Here is a 14,924-nt window from a genome sequence, read left to right on the forward strand (position 1 = left end):
GGCCGGCGCCCTCCGGGGCGCGCGGGCCCGGGGGTCGTGCCATGGTGGGCGTAAGGGAATCCGGCGGCCACCGAAAGGCGGACCCATGCCCGAGATCGCCCTCCAGCTCGACATCGCCGCGCCCCGGGACGTGGTGCTCGCCGCACTCACCACGCACGACGGGCTGACCGCCTGGTGGACCACCGGCGTGGACCGGGACGGCGACGTCCTGCTGTTCGACTTCCCCGACGTCCCCGAGCCGTTCCGGCTGCGGGTGGAGCGGGCCGACCGGGACCGGGTGGTGTGGACCAACGCCGGGTCCTTCCCGCCGCACTGGGCCGGCACCTGGATCAGCTGGGAACTGTCCGACCAGCCTGTCGCCCCCGACGAGCCCACCGCCTCCGAGCCCGACCGGCCCGCCGCGCCCGAGCGCACCCGGCTGCTGTTCCGGCACGGCGGCTGGCAGCCGGGCAGCGAGGACGGCGTCCCGGCGGTGGCCGGCACCTGGGCCGAACTGCTGGTCCGGCTCAAGGACTACGCGCAGAGCGGCAAGGTGCAGCCGTACTTCGTCACCGGGCACCACCACGACGCCCCGTGAGCAGCCCGGGGAACGGTCCGGGGAACAGCGCCGGTGAGCACCCCGGTGAACAGCCCGTGAGCACCCCGCCCGAGCCCCGTGACGGTCCGGCCGCCGGTCGCCCGCCAGGGCGCCGTCCGGTGGCGGGATCGCGGCGGCGGGCCGAAGGTGGCGGTGTACCGCCGTCGTCCCGGCCGGGCCGTACCCCCACCGGGCCTGGCCGGGACGAGGGCCCGACCGCTCCGACCGTCCCGACCACCACAGCCGGCCACCACCGCCTCCGGGAGGCCCAGCAATGCCCGTAGTCACCGATCCGTACAAGCCCGGCACCCCGTGCTGGGTCGACCTGATGGCGAGCGACCAGCAGGCCGCGCTCGACTTCTACCGCGACCTGTTCGGCTGGCAGGGCGAGGTCGGCCCGGCCGAGTTCGGCGGCTACGCCGTGTGCATGCTCAACGGCCGGCCGGTCGCCGGGATCATGGCGCAGGCGGCGCCCGAGGGGCAGCCGACGCCGCCCGTCGCCTGGACCACCTACCTCGCCTCGGACGACGCCGACGCGGCCCGGGCGTCCATCACCGAGGCCGGCGGCACGGTCCTGTACGACCCGATGGACGTCGGCACGATCGGCCGGATGCTGGTCGCCGCCGACCCGACCGGCGCGGTGTTCGGGGTCTGGCAGGCGATGGACTTCATCGGCGCGGGCGTGGTCAACGAGCCCGGCGCACTGGTCTGGAACGAGCTCAACACCGCCGACACCGGCGCGGCCGGCCGCTTCTACCAGCCGGCCCTCGGGCTGCGCCCGGCCACCATCCAGGGCATGGACGGCTACTTCTCGCTCAACGTCGCCGACCGCACGGTGGGCGGCATGCAGGCGATCCCCGGCTACCTGGCGGCCGGCACGCCCTCGCACTGGATGACCTACTTCTCGGTGGACGGCGCCGACTCCACGGTGGACGCCCTGGTCAAGGCGGGCGGCTCGGTGATCCAGCCGGCCTTCGACATGCAGTCCGGCCGGATGGCGGTGGTCCAGGACCCGCAGGGCGCGGTCTTCGCGGTCATCGAGGCGCCCGAGGCGCAGATGCCCGACTCGCCGTAACGCCGTCCCGGCGCCGTGACGCCGCCCCGGTCCGGCCCGGCCCGGCCCGGCAACCGGAAGCCGCCCTTCCCGCGACGCGCCGCCGGGAAATGGGCGGCTTCCCCCCGTTCCCGGGTAAGACTGCACCCATGCTGGGGCTACCGGACGACATCCGTGCTTTCCTCTTCGACCTCGACGGGGTGCTCACCCAGACCGCGAAGGTGCACGCCGCGGCCTGGAAGGACACCTTCGACGCCTTCCTGCGCGCCGAAGCCGCCCGCACCGGCGGCCAGTTCGTCCCCTTCGACGCCGTCACCGACTACGACACCTACGTGGACGGCCGCCCGCGCCTGGACGGCACCCGCGCGTTCCTGCGCAGCCGGGGCGTCGACCTGCCCGAGGGCACCCCGGACGATCCGCCCAACTCCCCCACGGTGCAAGGGATCAGCCGGGCCAAGAACGACACCGTGCTGCGGCTGATCCGGGAGCAGGGCGTCCAGGCGTACCGGGGCTCGGTCGACTACGTGCACCGGCTGCGCGCGGCCGGGCTGCCCAGCGCCGTGGTCTCCTCCAGCGCCAACTGCCGGGACGTGCTGCGGGCGGCCGGCATCGAGGAACTGTTCGAGGTGATCGTGGACGGCAACACCGCCAAGGCCGAGGGACTGCCCGGCAAGCCCGCCCCCGACACCTACCTGTACGCCGCCCGCGCCCTCGGCGTCGAACCCGCCCACGCCGCGGTCTTCGAGGACGCGCTCGCCGGGGTCGCCTCCGGCCGGGCCGGCGGCTTCGGCGCGGTGGTCGGGGTGGACCGCACCGGCCAGGCCGCCGAACTGCGCCGGGACGGCGCCACCGTGGTCGTCCAGGACCTCTCCGAGCTCCTGGGGGAGGAGGAGGTATGACTCCCGGGGACAAGAACTTCGCGATCGACCCCTGGCAGATCACCGAACAGGGCCTGGACCTGGCCTCGATGGCCCGCGCCGAGTCGGTCTTCGCGCTCTCCAACGGCCACATCGGCCTGCGCGCCAACCTGGACGAGGGCGAGCCGCACGGCCTGCCCGGCACCTACCTCAACGGCGTCTTCGAGCTGCGCCCGCTGCCGTACGGCGAGGGCGGCTACGGCTACCCGGAGTCCAGCCAGAGCGTCATCAACGTGACCAACGGCAAGATCATCCGGCTGCTGGTGGACGACGAGCCCTTCGACCTGCGCTACGGCGAACTCGTCAGCCACAAGCGCTGGTTGGACGTCCGCGAGGGCCTGCTGCACCGCGAGGCGGAGTGGACCTCCCCGGCCGGGCGGACGATCAGGGTGCGCTCCTCCCGACTGGTCTCGCTCACCCAGCGGGCCGTCGCCGCCGTCGAGTACAGCGTCGAGGCGGTGGACGGCCCGGTGCGGATCGTGCTCCAGTCCGAGCTGGTCGCCAACGAGCAGCTGCCCGGCGGCCCCGAGGGCGACCCGCGGGCCGCCGCCGTGCTGGAGGCGCCGCTGCAGCCCGAGGCGCACCACGCCAGCGGGACCAAGGCCATCCTGGTGCACCGCACCCGGTACAGCGGCATCCGGGTCGCGGCCGGGATGGACCACATCATCGAGGGGCCGGAGAAGTCCGACACCGTCGCCGAGGCCGACGCCGACCAGTGCCGGATCAGCGTCACCACCGTGCTCAAGGCCGGACAGCGGCTGCGGCTGACCAAGTTCATGGCCTACGGCTGGTCCGGCACCCGCTCGCTGCCCGCCGTCCGGGACCAGGTGGAGGCCGCGCTGACCGCCGCCCGGTACACCGGCTGGGACGGGCTGATCGCCGAACAGGCCGAATTCCTCCAGGAGTTCTGGGAGACCAGCGACATCGAGATCGAGGGCGACGTCGAACTCCAGCAGGCCGTCCGGTTCGCCGTCTTCCACGTCCTGCAGGCCGGCGCCCGCAGCGAGGAGCGGGCCATCCCCGCCAAGGGGCTGACCGGGCCCGGCTACGACGGGCACAGCTTCTGGGACACCGAGACCTTCGTCCTGCCGGTGCTCACCTACTGCCTGCCCGCCGCCGTCAACCAGGCCCTGCGCTGGCGGCACACCACCCTGCCGCTGGCCCGTGAGCGGGCGGTCCAACTCGGCCTGTCCGGCGCGGTGTTCCCGTGGCGGACGATCCGCGGCGAGGAGTGCTCCGGGTACTGGCCGGCCGGCACCGCGGCCTTCCACATCGGCGCCGACATCGCCGCCGCCGTCGCCCGCTACGTCCGGGCCACCGGCGACGCGGAGTTCGAGCGCGAGTACGGGCTCGAACTGCTCGTCGAGACCGCCCGGATGTGGCGCTCGCTCGGCCACCACGACGTGGCCGGGAGGTTCCGCATCGAGGGCGTCACCGGCCCCGACGAGTACAGCGCCGTCGCGGACAACAACGTCTTCACCAACCTGATGGCGCAGACCAACCTGCGCGCCGCCGCCGAGGCCGCCGTCCGCAACCCGCACGAGGCCGCGCTGCTCGGCGTGGACACCGAGGAGACCGCCGCCTGGCGCGACGCGGCCGCCGCGATGTACATCCCGTACGACGAGGACCTCGGCGTGCACCCGCAGGCCGACGGCTTCACCCACCACCAGGTCTGGGACTTCGAGCACACCCCGCCGGAGAACTACCCGCTGCTGCTGCACTACCCGTACTTCGACCTGTACCGGAAGCAGGTGGTCAAGCAGGCCGACCTGGTGCTCGCCATGCAGGTCCGCGGCGACGCCTTCACCGACGAGCAGAAGGCCCGCAACTTCGCCTACTACGAGCGGCTGACCGTCCGGGACTCCTCGCTCTCCGCCTGCACCCAGGCGGTGATCGCCGCCGAGGTCGGCCAGCTCGACCTCGCCTACGACTACACGGCCGAGGCCGCGCTGATGGACCTGCACGACCTCGGCGGCAACACCCGCGACGGCCTGCACATGGCCTCGCTCGCCGGGGCCTGCATCGCCCTGGTGGCCGGCTTCGGCGGGCTGCGCGACCACGGCGAGGCGCTCTCGTTCCGGCCCCGGCTGCCGTCCGGGCTGATGCGGCTGAGCTTCTCGCTGCTGGTGCGCGGGCACCTGCTCGGCGTCGAGATCACCCACGAGCGGACGACGTACACGCTGCGCCGCGGCGAGGTCCTCCACGTCCGGCACGACGGCGAGGCGGTGCAGGTCAAGTCCGGTGCCCCGGTCACCCTGCCGACCACCGCCCCGCCCGCCCAGGAGCGGGTCGCCCAGCCCCCGGGCCGCGAACCCGGCCGCCGCAAGCCCCAGGCCGGCCTCGCGGCGGGCAAGCTCGGCCAGCAGGACCACCTGGCGGCCGAGTAGCAGCCCGCACCCCGCTCCCGCCGCCTCACCCGTTCGCCCCGCCCCGGCTGCGCCGCCCCCGGCCGCCCCGGAGAGTGCTGGTGTCCCGTGGAGCCGCCCCAGCGAAGGAGTCGCCGCCGTGCCGAGCGTGGCCGAACAGATGGTGGAAGTGCTCCGGCAGGCCGGGGTGGAGCGGGTCTACGGCGTGGTCGGGGACAGCCTCAACCCCGTCGTGGACGCCATCCGGCGGGCCGACGGCATCAGCTGGGTGCACGTGCGCAACGAGGAGGCCGGCGCCTTCGCGGCCGCCGCCGAGGCCGAACTCTCCGGCCGGCTCGCGGTCTGCGCCGGCTCCTGCGGCCCCGGCAACACCCACCTCGTCCAGGGGCTGTACGACGCCCAGCGCAGCGGCCTGCCCGTGCTCGCGCTCGCCTCGCACATCCCGTCCGGGCAGATCGGCACCGGCTTCTTCCAGGAGACCCACCCCGAGCGGGTGTTCACCGACTGCAGCACCTGGTGCGAGATGCTCTCGACCCCCGCCCAGCTGCCCCGCCTGCTGCGGGTCGCCGTCCAGCACGCGCTCGGCTCGCACGGCGTCTCGGTGCTCGCCTTCCCCGGGGACGTCGCCGCGCTCTCCGCCGCCGCCCCCACCGGCACCAGCCACTTCCTCACCGAGCAGGCCGTCGCCGCCCCGCCCTGGTCCCAGGTGCAGGAACTGGCCCGGCTGCTCAACGCGGCCCGCAAGGTGGTGCTGTTCTGCGGCGCCGGGGTGCGCGGGGCGCACGCCGAGGTGATGGCCGCCGCGCAGGCCCTGAACGCGCCGATCGGCCACTCCCTGCGCGGCAAGGAGTGGATCCAGTTCGACAACCCGTACGACGTGGGCATGAGCGGCCTGCTCGGCTACGGGGCCTGCCACGAGGCGCTGCACTCCGCCGACCTGGTGGTGCTGCTCGGCACCGACTTCCCGTACGACTCCTTCCTGCCGCAGGCGCACACCGTCCAGGTCGACCACGACGCCACCCGGCTCGGCCGCCGCACCGCCCTCGAACTCGCCGTCCACGGCGACGTGGCCGCCACCCTGCGGGCCGTGCTGCCGCTGCTCGACGCCAAGCGCGACCGCGCCTTCCTGGACGGGATGCTGCGCAAGCACTGCCGGTCGCTGGAGGACGTGATCGGCGCGTACACCCGGGACATCGAGAAGCACCTGCCGATCCACCCCGAGTACGTCGCCTCGGTGCTCGACGAGGTGGCCGCCGAGGACGCCGTGTTCACCGTGGACACCGGCATGAACAACGTCTGGGCCGCCCGCTACCTCCAGCCCAACGGCCGCCGCCGGGTGATCGGCTCCTTCCTGCACGGCTCGATGGCCAACGCCCTCCCGCACGCGATCGGCGCCCAACTCGCCTGCCCCGGGCGGCAGGTGGTCGCGATGGCGGGCGACGGCGGGATCGGCATGCTGCTCGGCGAGCTGCTCACGGTGGCCAAGCACCGGCTGCCGGTGAAGACGGTGGTCTTCAACAACGGCGCGCTCGGCATGATCAAGCTGGAGATGCTGGTCTCCGGCTACCCGGAGTTCGAGATCGACAACGGGGACGTGGACTACGCCGGGATCGCCCGGGCGATGGGCATCCAGGCCAAGCGGGTGACCGAGCCGGCCCGGGTCCGGGAGGTGCTGGTCGAGGCGCTGGAGCGGCCGGGCCCGGCCCTCGTGGACGTGGTCACCGACCCCAACGCGCTCTCCATCCCGCCGCACATCACCGCCGCCCAGCTGAAGGGCTTCGCGCTGGCGGCGGGCCGGACGGTGCTCTCGGGCGGCGTCGGACGCATGGTCGACCTGGCCCGGAGCAACCTGCGGAACATCCCGCGGCCGTGAGCGGGGGCCGGTCGGGGCGCCTGTCGGAGAGGTCTTGCCTCTGAGGCAAAATTCTTGCCCGTGCGGCACGGCGGGTGTCCACTGGACACATGACCAGCAGCTCCACCGGCGCCGCCGCAGCAGGCGAACAGCTCGACGACCAGGAGGTCGCCGGCCTCGCCGCCCGTCTCCGTGAGCACCGGCTCAGCAGCCGTCTCACGCTGGAGGTGGCCGCCGGGCGGGTCGGGCTCTCCCCAGCCTATCTGTCCCGACTGGAAACCGGCCGCCGGCAGCCGTCGCTGCCCGTCCTGCTCGGCCTCGCCCGCGCGTACGGGACCTCGGTCTCCGGCCTGCTCGGCGAGACCCTCGCCGAGCCGGACCCGATCGTCCGCGGCGGCGCCATCGAACCCGGCCGGGCCGGTGGCTGGGGCTACCGGCGGGCCGGCGCCCCCGGCCGCGCGATGCAGGCCCTGCGGGTGCACGTCCCGCCGGGCGTGCAGGACACGGTGGTCCGGGTCCACCCGGGCGAGGAGTGGCTGTACGTCCTCAAGGGCGCGCTCCGCGTCACCCTCGGCGACCGCGTCCACCACCTCGCGGTGGGCGACTCCGCCCACTACGACTCGCTCACCCCGCACTGCATCGCCGCAGAGTCGGACAGCGGCGTCGAACTGCTCTTCGTCCACACCCTGCTGCAGAGCCCCGGCGGCGAACTCTGCCTCGGCGGCGGCCCCGCCGCCGTTCACTGACCTGCCGTCAGAACACCCCGGAGGAGATCACCATGGCCGATCCCACCACCACCGTCACCCCGGCCGCCGACGCCGAGAACCCGGCCGCCGGTGCCGACACTCCGGCCGGCCCGAAGACCATGGACGCCGGCAAGTGGGCCAACAAGCGGGTCTACCACCGCCTGGTGCTCTACACCGTCGGCTGCCACCTCTTCGCCGGGTTCATCATCCTCCTGTTCCAACTCGGCAGCCGGAACAAGTAGTTCACACCCCGAACCGTCCGCCCGCCCCCACCCCCGAGGGGGCGGGCGGACCGCCGCTCCCGCACCGGCCCGGCCACCCGCACTCCCCTCTCCCGTTCACTCCCCGCGCAGCAGTTCGCAGAGGGCCTGGACCGCCGCCGGGAAGGCGTGGTCCGGTGAGGTGGCGTAGCCGATGACCAGGGCGGTCGGGGCCTCGGCGGGGGACGGGGTGGTGCGGTGCCAGGCGAGGCCGTGGAGGGCGAGGCCGGCCTGCTGGGCGCGGGCGAGGAGTTCGGGTTCGGGGGTGGAGCCGGGCGGCAGCCGGATGACGACGTGCAGGCCGGCCGCGATGCCGGTGACCCGGACGTGCGGGGCGTGTTCGGCGAGCGCCGCGACCAGGTGGTCGCGCCGGCGCCGGTAGTGCAGCCGGCAGCGCCGTACGTGGCGGTCGTACGTGCCGGAGGTGATCAGTTCGGCGAGCGTCAGCTGGTCCAGCACCGGGGACATCGTGTCGGCCAGCGCCTTCAGTCGGGCGACCGGCTCGACCAGTGCGTCCGGCAGGGCCAGCCAGGCCAGCCGCAGGCCCGGCGCGAGGCTCTTGGCGGCCGTCCCGGCGTACACCACCCGTTCCGGGTCCAGCGCCTGCATCGCGCCGAGCGGCTGCCGGTCGTAGCGGAACTCGCCGTCGTAGTCGTCCTCGATGACGTACCGGTCCTGCTCCCGCGCCCACCGCACCGCCTCGGCCCGCCGGTCGGCGGAGAGTGCCGCGCCGGTGGGGAACTGGTGGGCGGGGGTGAGGAGGACGGCGCCGGCCCGGGGGTCGAGCCGGTCGACCAGGGCGCCGTCCGCGTCCAGCGGCACCGGGGCGGTGGCGAGTCCGGCGGCCCGGGCGACCGCGTGCTGCGGCGGCAGCCCGTACTCCTCGACGGCCAGCGTGCGGGCGCCGCGTTCCCGCAGGGCGGCGCAGAGCAGGCCGAGGCCCTGGGTGACGCCGGTGCAGACGAGCAGGTGGTCGGGGTCGGTGCGCACGCCGCGGACCCGGGCCAGGTAGTGGGTGAGCGCCTGCCGCAGTTCGATCCGGCCGAGCGGGCTGCCGTAGTCGAGGGCCTCGTGCGGCGCGGTGGCGAGGGCGCGGCGGGCGGCGGCCAGCCAGGCGGTGCGGGGGAAGAGCGAGAGGTCGGGCCGTCCGGACATCAGGTCGTACCGGGCGGTCTGCCGCGCCCGTACCGCCCGGGGGGCCGGCCGCCGGCCCTGGACCGGTTCCGGGACCGTCCGCCGGGCGACGGTGGTGCCGGAGCCCTGCCGGGAGCTGAGCCAGCCCTCGGCGGTGAGCTGGCCGTACGCCTCGACCACGGTGTTGCGGGCGATCCCGAGGTCCTCGCCGAGGGCCCGGGAGGACGGCAGCCGGGTGCCGGGGGTGAGCCGCCCGTCCTGGACGGCCTCGCGCAGCGCGTCCTCCAGGGCGGCCCGCAGTCCGGCGCCGGCGGCCCGGCGCTCGGTGAGGTCCAGGTGCAGGTCGCCGCCGAAGGTGGTCCAGGAGGTGGTCCGGGAGGTGCTCACGGCCTCCATTCTCGCCTGTCGCCAGGGGGCGCGGGCGGGGTCACCGGGTGGGGCGGGCGGGCTCCTCCTCATCGTGTCCTCCCGGTCGGTTAGCGTCCGTCACTGGACCGACGGATCCCGACCCGAGGATGTGACAGGGTGAGCGAGGAGAACCTTCCGGCCGAGCCGGCTGAAGCAGTCGAATCGGCCGAGCCGACCGAACCGGCCGAACTGGCCCGGCGTTTCGAGGCGGAGCGCCCCCAGCTGCGGGCGGTGGCCTACCGGATGCTCGGGTCGCTCGCCGAGGCCGAGGACGCCGTGCAGGAGGCCTGGCTGAAGCTGGGCCGCAGCGATGTGGGCGGGGTGCGCAACCTCGGGGCGTGGCTCACCACCGTGGTCGGCCGGGTCTGCCTGGACCAGTTGCGTTCCCGTGCCTCCCGCCGGGAGGACCCGCTGCCCGAGCAGGAGGGCCGGGTGCGGCTGCCGGACCCGGTGGTCGGCGGGCTGTCGGCGCTGGACCCGGTGCACGAGGTGCTGGTCGCGGACTCGGTCGGGATCGCGCTGATGGTGGTCCTGGAGACGCTCTCCCCGGCGGAGCGGGTGGCCTTCGTGCTGCACGACATGTTCGAGGTGCCCTTCGACGGGATCGCCGAGGTGCTCGGCCGGACCTCCGCCTCCACCCGGCAGTTGGCCAGCCGCGCCCGCCGCCGGGTCCAGGGCGCGACCCCGGCCGCGGACTCCGACGACGCCCGCAAGCGCGAGGTGGTGGAGGCCTTCCTGCGGGCCGCCCGGGGCGGGGACTTCGACGCTCTGCTGACGGTGCTCGACCCGGACGTGGTGGCCCGGTCGGACGGCGGCACGCTGGTGCCGAGCGTGCTGCGCCGCGGTGCGGCGGACGTCGCCTCGCAGGCGATCGCCTTCGCCCGCTTCGCCGCCGACGGCCGGCTGGTGCTGGTCAACGGCTCGCCCGGGGTGGTGTCCTTCGCCGGGGGTCGTCCGCTGTCGGTCATGTCGTTCACCGTCCACGAGGGCCGGATCACCGGGCTGGACATCCTCACCGACCCGACCCGGCTGGCCGCCCTGGGCCTCACCACCGGCTGACCCGGAACCGCCGGGGGCGCCCGGGCGCGGGCGGGGCGCCCCCACCGTTCCTCCACGTGGTGTTTCCCGTCGCTTTCCGGGCCGCCGTCACACTCGCGCGCTACGGTGCCGCCCATGGCGAACTTTGTGCTGGTGGCGGGCGCCTGGCTCGGCGCCTGGGCGTGGGACGAGGTCGTGGCGGAGCTGCGCGCGGCCGGGCACGGGGCGTACCCGCTGACGCTCTCCGGGCTCGCGGAGAAGCGCGGCGCGCCCGCCGGGCAGCAGGCGCACGTGGCGGACGTCGTCGCGGAGGTGGAGCGGCTGGACCTGCGCGAGGTGGTGCTGGTCGGGCACAGCTACTCGGGCATCCCGGTGGGCCAGGCCGCCGAGCGGATCGGCGGGCGGCTGGCCGGGCTGGTCCTGGTGGACGCCAACGTGCCGGTGGCGGGGGAGTCCTTCGCCGACCAGCTGCCGGAGCCGGCCGCGCTGCGGGCCGACCTGGCCGCGCACGGGGGCTGGTGGCCGCCGCTGCCGCCGGCCGAGTTCGCCGAGCAGGGGCTGACGGTCGGGCAGATCGCCCGGATCGCCGCGGGGGCGACCCCGCACCCGGGCCCCTCGCTGACCGAACCGGCCTTCCTGGAGGGCCCGTTGAGCGGGCTCCCGGCGGTGTACGTGAAGTGCCTGATGGACTGGCCGGAGCCGCCGCCGGTGGTCGCCGGGCTGGTCGCGGACGGCCACTGGCGGCTGGTGGAGCTGGACACCGGGCACTGGCCGATGTTCTCCCGGCCGGCCGACCTCGCCGGGATCCTGGGCGAGGCGGCCCGTACGGCCAAGAGCGGTGGCCGGACGGCCCGGAGCGGCGGCCGGACGGCTCAGAGCGACAGGTAGACCGCGCTGCCGACGCCGGCCAGGAAGCAGTACAGCGCGAACGGCGTCAGGCTGCGGGTCTCGAAGTACCGGGTGAGGAACCGCACCGAGACGTAGCCGGCCACGAAGGCGGCGACGCTGCCCGCGAGGACGGGGCCGAGCACGCCGGAGTTCTCCGGCCTGAACAGCTCGGGCACCTTGAGCACCGAGGCGGCCAGGATGACCGGGGTGGCGAGCAGGAAGGAGAACCGGGCGGCGTCCTCGTGGTGCAGTCCGCGCAGGATGCCGGCGCTCATGGTGACGCCGGAGCGGCTGATGCCCGGGAACAGCGCGAGGATCTGCGCGGCGCCGATCCAGGCGCCCTGCCCGTAGCCGAGCCTGGTCAGCCGGTGGTCGGAGGCGATCGCCGGGTCCAGGCCCGGCTCGTCGGCGGCGTGTCCGGCGGAGTGTCCGGCCCGGCGGCGGCCGGTGCCGCCGCGCTTGAGCCGCTCGGCGCCGAGCAGCACGAGCCCGTTGAGGGCGAGGAAGACCGCGGCCGGGACGGGCTTGCCGAGCGCGTTGCGCAGGGCCTTCTCCAGCGCGAGGCCGGCCACGCCGACCGGGATGGTGGACAGGACGAGCAGCCAGGCGAGCCTCTCGTTGCGGGTCTCCACCCGGCGGTGCCGGATCGAGCCGAACAGCCCCTCGACCACCCGGACCCAGTCCTTGCGGAAGTAGACCACCAGGGCGAGCGCGGTGGCCAGGTGCAGGGCGACCAGGGCGGCGAGGTACGAGGAGCCCTCGGCGGTCATGTCGAGGTCGTGCTGGATCCGCCCGCCGACCAGGGCGGGCAGCAGGATGCTGTGGCCGAGGCTGGAGACCGGGAAGAGTTCCGTCACGCCCTGGAGCAGGCCGACGCCTATCGCTTCCGGGTAGGTCAGGGTCGACATCGCACACCTTCGCTCGGGGGGTCGGTGGCCGGCCGGGTCGGGGGCCCTCGCGAAGCTACTACGCGCATGTAGACGTTCGGCAGCCCCGCCGTCGGAAGTTCACCGACCGTACGGCTGCGGGACACCGGGGGCGAGGTGCCCGATCAGCGCCGCCGCCACGGAGGCCAGGACGGTGGCGGACGGGACGGCCCGGTGCGCCGCGTCGCCGAGCAGGACGACGGCGGTCACCGCGGCCGGCATGCCGGCCAGCGGCAGGGCGACGGTCAGGACGGCGAGCAGGCGGCGGGGGCGGCGCGGGGGGTCCGGGCGGGTCACGGCGGTCTCCTTCGGGCTCGACCCGGGCCACGATGCCGCCTCCCGCAGCGTCAGGTGCAAGCCCTTTTCCCGGCGCCGCCCGCCGCCGCCCGCCGCGACCCGGCGGGTCAGCCCGTCGCCACCCGCCGCCACCCCGGCCCGTCCGCGGCCACCGGCGCGGCCGCGAAGTCGTAGCGCAGCAGGTCCGGCCCGAGCGCGAGCAGTGAGATCGACGAGGAGCCCCAGATCCGCCCGTCGCCGAAGTCGCGCCGCTGGATCAGCGCGGCGTCCGCGTCCGGCGCCAGCCCGTCCCCGGCGACGATCGGCAGCCATCCGCCCCAGGCCGTGGCGGCCGGCCCGTCGGCGGTCGGTTCGGGCCGGGGTTCGGCGGTGAGGCGGGACCGGAAGTGGGCGGCCCGCGCGGCCATCAGGTCGCGGATCCGCTCGGAGGTGGTCCGGTCGGCCGCCCGGCCCTCCAGCCCGTCGTTGAGCACCACGCTCAGGCCGGACGGCAGTTCGCGCTCGTCCAGCCGTCCGCCGCTCCAGCTGGACACCCGGGCCCCGTCGGCCCGGACCAGGACGAGGTGGAACGGGTCGTACGGGGTGAGGTCAAGGTGGCCGATGCCGCCCTCCCGGACGGCGGTGAGCGGCAGCCGGCCGCGGGTGCGCCGGGCCTCGGCGGGGGCGAGCGGGCCGAAGCCGTTCAGCAGGCAGGCGGCGGTGCGCCGGGCCGGGTCGACGGCCAGCCAGGTGCCGCCGGCCGCGAGGTCCAGTCCGCCGAGCAGGTCGGGCCGGTCCGGCCAGTGGTGGTCCGGCGGCAGCCAGGCGCGGCCCAGGTACTCGTCCCGGACGGACAGCAGCAGCACCGGCACGGCCGCTTCCGGCTCGATGCTGACGAACGCCGTGCACACGACCGGGCCCCCTGACCTCGTCCTGTCGGAGACCTCCTGGCGGTGATCTCCTGCCGGCGATCCTCGCACGGTCGTTCGCACGCCGGAAGTGGCCCAAGGAACGCGCGGCCGAACGCACCAGGACGGCAGGCCACCCCGCTCCTAGGCTGGCGACCATGACGACGAACGAGACCACGCGCGCGACCACGGACGGGACGGCCGGTACGGACGGCGCCCCGGTGCCCGCCCCCGAGCAGCGCCTGCTGATGCACAAGCTCGCCCCCGCCTACTACCAGGCGATGGTCGCCGTGGACCGGGCCTCCCGGGAGGGCGTCGACCCGGTCATCGCCGAGCTGGTCAAGGTGCACGCCTCGATGATCAACGGCTGCGCCTTCTGCATCGACATGCACGCCACCGACGCCCGCGAGCACGGCGAGCAGGACCACCGCCTGGTCTCCCTCCCGGCCTGGCGCGAGACCCCGTGGTTCACCGCCCGCGAGCGCGCCGCCCTGGCCCTCACCGAGTCGGTCACCCTGCTGACCCAGGGGCACGTGCCGGACGCCGTGTACGCGGAGGCCGCCGCGCGGTTCGACGAGACCGAGCTGGCCCAGCTGATCGCGCTGATCGCCACCATCAACGCCTGGAACCGGATCGGCGTGTCCACCCGCATGAGCCCGGCCGCCCGGTGAGCGCCGCGGACCCCGCCGTCCGGCGGGAGCGGGCCCGGCTGCTGCGGGAGCTGCACCGCCCGGGCGAGCCGCTGGTGCTGGCGAACGCCTGGGACGTGCCGAGTGCCCGGCTGGTGGCCGCCGCCGGGGCGCGGGCGGTGGCGACGGCCAGCGCGAGCGTGTCCTGGTCGCTCGGCAGCGCGGACGGCGGCGGCGCCGACCCCGGGCAGGTGCTGGCCCGGACCGCCCAGGTGGTCCGCGCGGTCGACCTGCCGGTCACCGCGGACCTGGAGGGCGGCTACGCGGACACCGCCGCCGGGGTCGGGGAGACGGTCGCCGCGCTGCTCGCCACCGGTGCCGTCGGGGTGAACCTGGAGGACGAGGGGCGCCCCCCGGCGGAGGCCGCCGAGCGGATCGCGGCCGCCCGGGCCGCGGCGGACGCGGCCGGCGTGCCGCTCTTCGTCAACGCCCGGACCGACGTGTTCCTGCGCGGGATCGGCGCCCCGGAGGGCCGGCTGGACGACGCGGTGCACCGGCTGCGGGCGTACGTCGAGGCGGGCGCGGACGGGGTGTTCGTCCCCGGGGTGTCCGACCCGGAGACCATCGCCGCCCTGGTCGGGGCCGTCCCGGCGCCGCTGAACGTGCTGGCCGGCCCCGGCTCCCCGGCGGTCGCCGAGCTGGCGAAGCTCGGCGTGGCCCGGATCAGCCTGGGCCCGGGCCTGGCCGAGGTGGCGTACGCGGCGGTCCGCCGGGCCGCCGAGGAGGTGTACGGGAGCGGCACGTTCACCGCGCTCGCGCAGGGGCTGGGCTACCCGGAGCTCAACCGGCTGTCCGCGCTCTGAACCCGGCGGCCTGAGCGCCGCGGGTCGAGCGGTCGTCGTGCGTCGGGTGGCGTGGGCGGCCGGCCGTTCGGGGGTCGGCCTG

General features: G+C 75.2%; 15 protein-coding genes. 11 read left to right on the forward strand and 4 right to left on the reverse strand.

Translation table 11 applies throughout. From position 1 onward, the window contains the following. Nucleotides 1-85 precede the first annotated feature (85 nt). From ACFU7Z_RS22140 to ACFU7Z_RS22170, 7 genes are all read left to right on the forward strand, one after another. Complete coding sequence (locus ACFU7Z_RS22140; protein ID WP_380779088.1) at nucleotides 86-577, forward strand: SRPBCC domain-containing protein; 492 nt, start codon at nucleotides 86-88, stop codon at nucleotides 575-577. Nucleotides 578-851: 274 nt separating this feature from the next. Beyond that, entirely contained in the window at nucleotides 852-1,652 is an 801-nt protein-coding gene (locus ACFU7Z_RS22145; protein WP_049651767.1) for a VOC family protein, read from the forward strand. Nucleotides 1,653-1,780: 128 nt separating this feature from the next. Continuing rightward, nucleotides 1,781-2,530: an HAD family hydrolase gene (locus tag ACFU7Z_RS22150; RefSeq protein WP_380779090.1), complete on the forward strand. Its 750-nt coding sequence runs from the start codon at nucleotides 1,781-1,783 to the stop codon at nucleotides 2,528-2,530. Next, nucleotides 2,527-4,935, forward strand: a complete 2,409-nt coding sequence (locus tag ACFU7Z_RS22155; protein ID WP_074002068.1) for a glycoside hydrolase family 65 protein — start codon at nucleotides 2,527-2,529, stop codon at nucleotides 4,933-4,935. Before ACFU7Z_RS22150 ends, ACFU7Z_RS22155 begins: the two co-directional genes overlap by 4 nt. Nucleotides 4,936-5,074: 139 nt before the next feature. Then, the gene (locus tag ACFU7Z_RS22160) at nucleotides 5,075-6,787 is read left to right on the forward strand and encodes a pyruvate dehydrogenase (protein ID WP_049651777.1); all 1,713 of its coding nucleotides are present in this window, start codon (nucleotides 5,075-5,077) and stop codon (nucleotides 6,785-6,787) included. 89 nt (nucleotides 6,788-6,876) lie between these two features. Further along, nucleotides 6,877-7,512, forward strand: a complete 636-nt coding sequence (locus ACFU7Z_RS22165; protein ID WP_049651770.1) for a helix-turn-helix domain-containing protein — start codon at nucleotides 6,877-6,879, stop codon at nucleotides 7,510-7,512. Nucleotides 7,513-7,544: 32 nt separating this feature from the next. Continuing rightward, nucleotides 7,545-7,754: a DUF6126 family protein gene (locus ACFU7Z_RS22170; RefSeq protein ID WP_049651771.1), complete on the forward strand. Its 210-nt coding sequence runs from the start codon at nucleotides 7,545-7,547 to the stop codon at nucleotides 7,752-7,754. 96 nt (nucleotides 7,755-7,850) lie between these two features. Here ACFU7Z_RS22170 and ACFU7Z_RS22175 read toward each other — a convergent pair whose 3' ends face one another. Next, a complete protein-coding gene (locus ACFU7Z_RS22175) occupies nucleotides 7,851-9,293 on the reverse strand; it encodes a PLP-dependent aminotransferase family protein (RefSeq protein ID WP_380779092.1) in 1,443 nt (480 codons plus the stop codon). Between the two features lie 210 nt (nucleotides 9,294-9,503). Between ACFU7Z_RS22175 and ACFU7Z_RS22180 the strand changes: the two genes are divergently transcribed. Together ACFU7Z_RS22180 and ACFU7Z_RS22185 are read left to right on the forward strand one after the other, a co-directional pair. Continuing rightward, nucleotides 9,504-10,373 (forward strand): sigma-70 family RNA polymerase sigma factor, encoded by an 870-nt coding sequence (locus ACFU7Z_RS22180; protein ID WP_380779101.1) that lies wholly within the window; start codon nucleotides 9,504-9,506, stop codon nucleotides 10,371-10,373. A gap of 114 nt (nucleotides 10,374-10,487) precedes the next feature. Then, nucleotides 10,488-11,240: an alpha/beta fold hydrolase gene (locus tag ACFU7Z_RS22185; protein ID WP_380739966.1), complete on the forward strand. Its 753-nt coding sequence runs from the start codon at nucleotides 10,488-10,490 to the stop codon at nucleotides 11,238-11,240. Here ACFU7Z_RS22185 and ACFU7Z_RS22190 read toward each other — a convergent pair. The 3 genes from ACFU7Z_RS22190 to ACFU7Z_RS22200 all read right to left on the reverse strand — a co-directional run bounded on the left by ACFU7Z_RS22190 (nucleotide 11,225) and on the right by ACFU7Z_RS22200 (nucleotide 13,353). Next, nucleotides 11,225-12,148 carry an undecaprenyl-diphosphate phosphatase gene (locus ACFU7Z_RS22190; protein ID WP_380739964.1) on the reverse strand — a complete coding sequence of 308 codons (924 nt, stop codon included), beginning with the start codon at nucleotides 12,146-12,148 and terminating at the stop codon, nucleotides 11,225-11,227. The two genes, ACFU7Z_RS22185 and ACFU7Z_RS22190, sit on opposite strands and share 16 nt — an antisense overlap. A gap of 99 nt (nucleotides 12,149-12,247) precedes the next feature. Continuing rightward, nucleotides 12,248-12,463, reverse strand: a complete 216-nt coding sequence (locus ACFU7Z_RS22195; RefSeq protein ID WP_074002072.1) for a hypothetical protein — start codon at nucleotides 12,461-12,463, stop codon at nucleotides 12,248-12,250. Between the two features lie 107 nt (nucleotides 12,464-12,570). Next, nucleotides 12,571-13,353 (reverse strand): NRDE family protein, encoded by a 783-nt coding sequence (locus ACFU7Z_RS22200; RefSeq protein WP_380779094.1) that lies wholly within the window; start codon nucleotides 13,351-13,353, stop codon nucleotides 12,571-12,573. 155 nt (nucleotides 13,354-13,508) lie between these two features. Between ACFU7Z_RS22200 and ACFU7Z_RS22205 the strand changes: the two genes are divergently transcribed. Then, nucleotides 13,509-14,021 (forward strand): carboxymuconolactone decarboxylase family protein, encoded by a 513-nt coding sequence (locus ACFU7Z_RS22205; protein WP_380779096.1) that lies wholly within the window; start codon nucleotides 13,509-13,511, stop codon nucleotides 14,019-14,021. Further along, on the forward strand, nucleotides 14,018-14,842 hold the full coding sequence (locus tag ACFU7Z_RS22210; protein WP_380779099.1) for an isocitrate lyase/phosphoenolpyruvate mutase family protein: 825 nt from the start codon (nucleotides 14,018-14,020) through the stop codon (nucleotides 14,840-14,842). Before ACFU7Z_RS22205 ends, ACFU7Z_RS22210 begins: the two co-directional genes overlap by 4 nt. Nucleotides 14,843-14,924 lie beyond the last annotated feature (82 nt).

This window comes from Kitasatospora sp. NPDC057518 (genome assembly GCF_042802075.1).
Lineage (GTDB): Bacteria > Actinomycetota > Actinomycetes > Streptomycetales > Streptomycetaceae > Kitasatospora.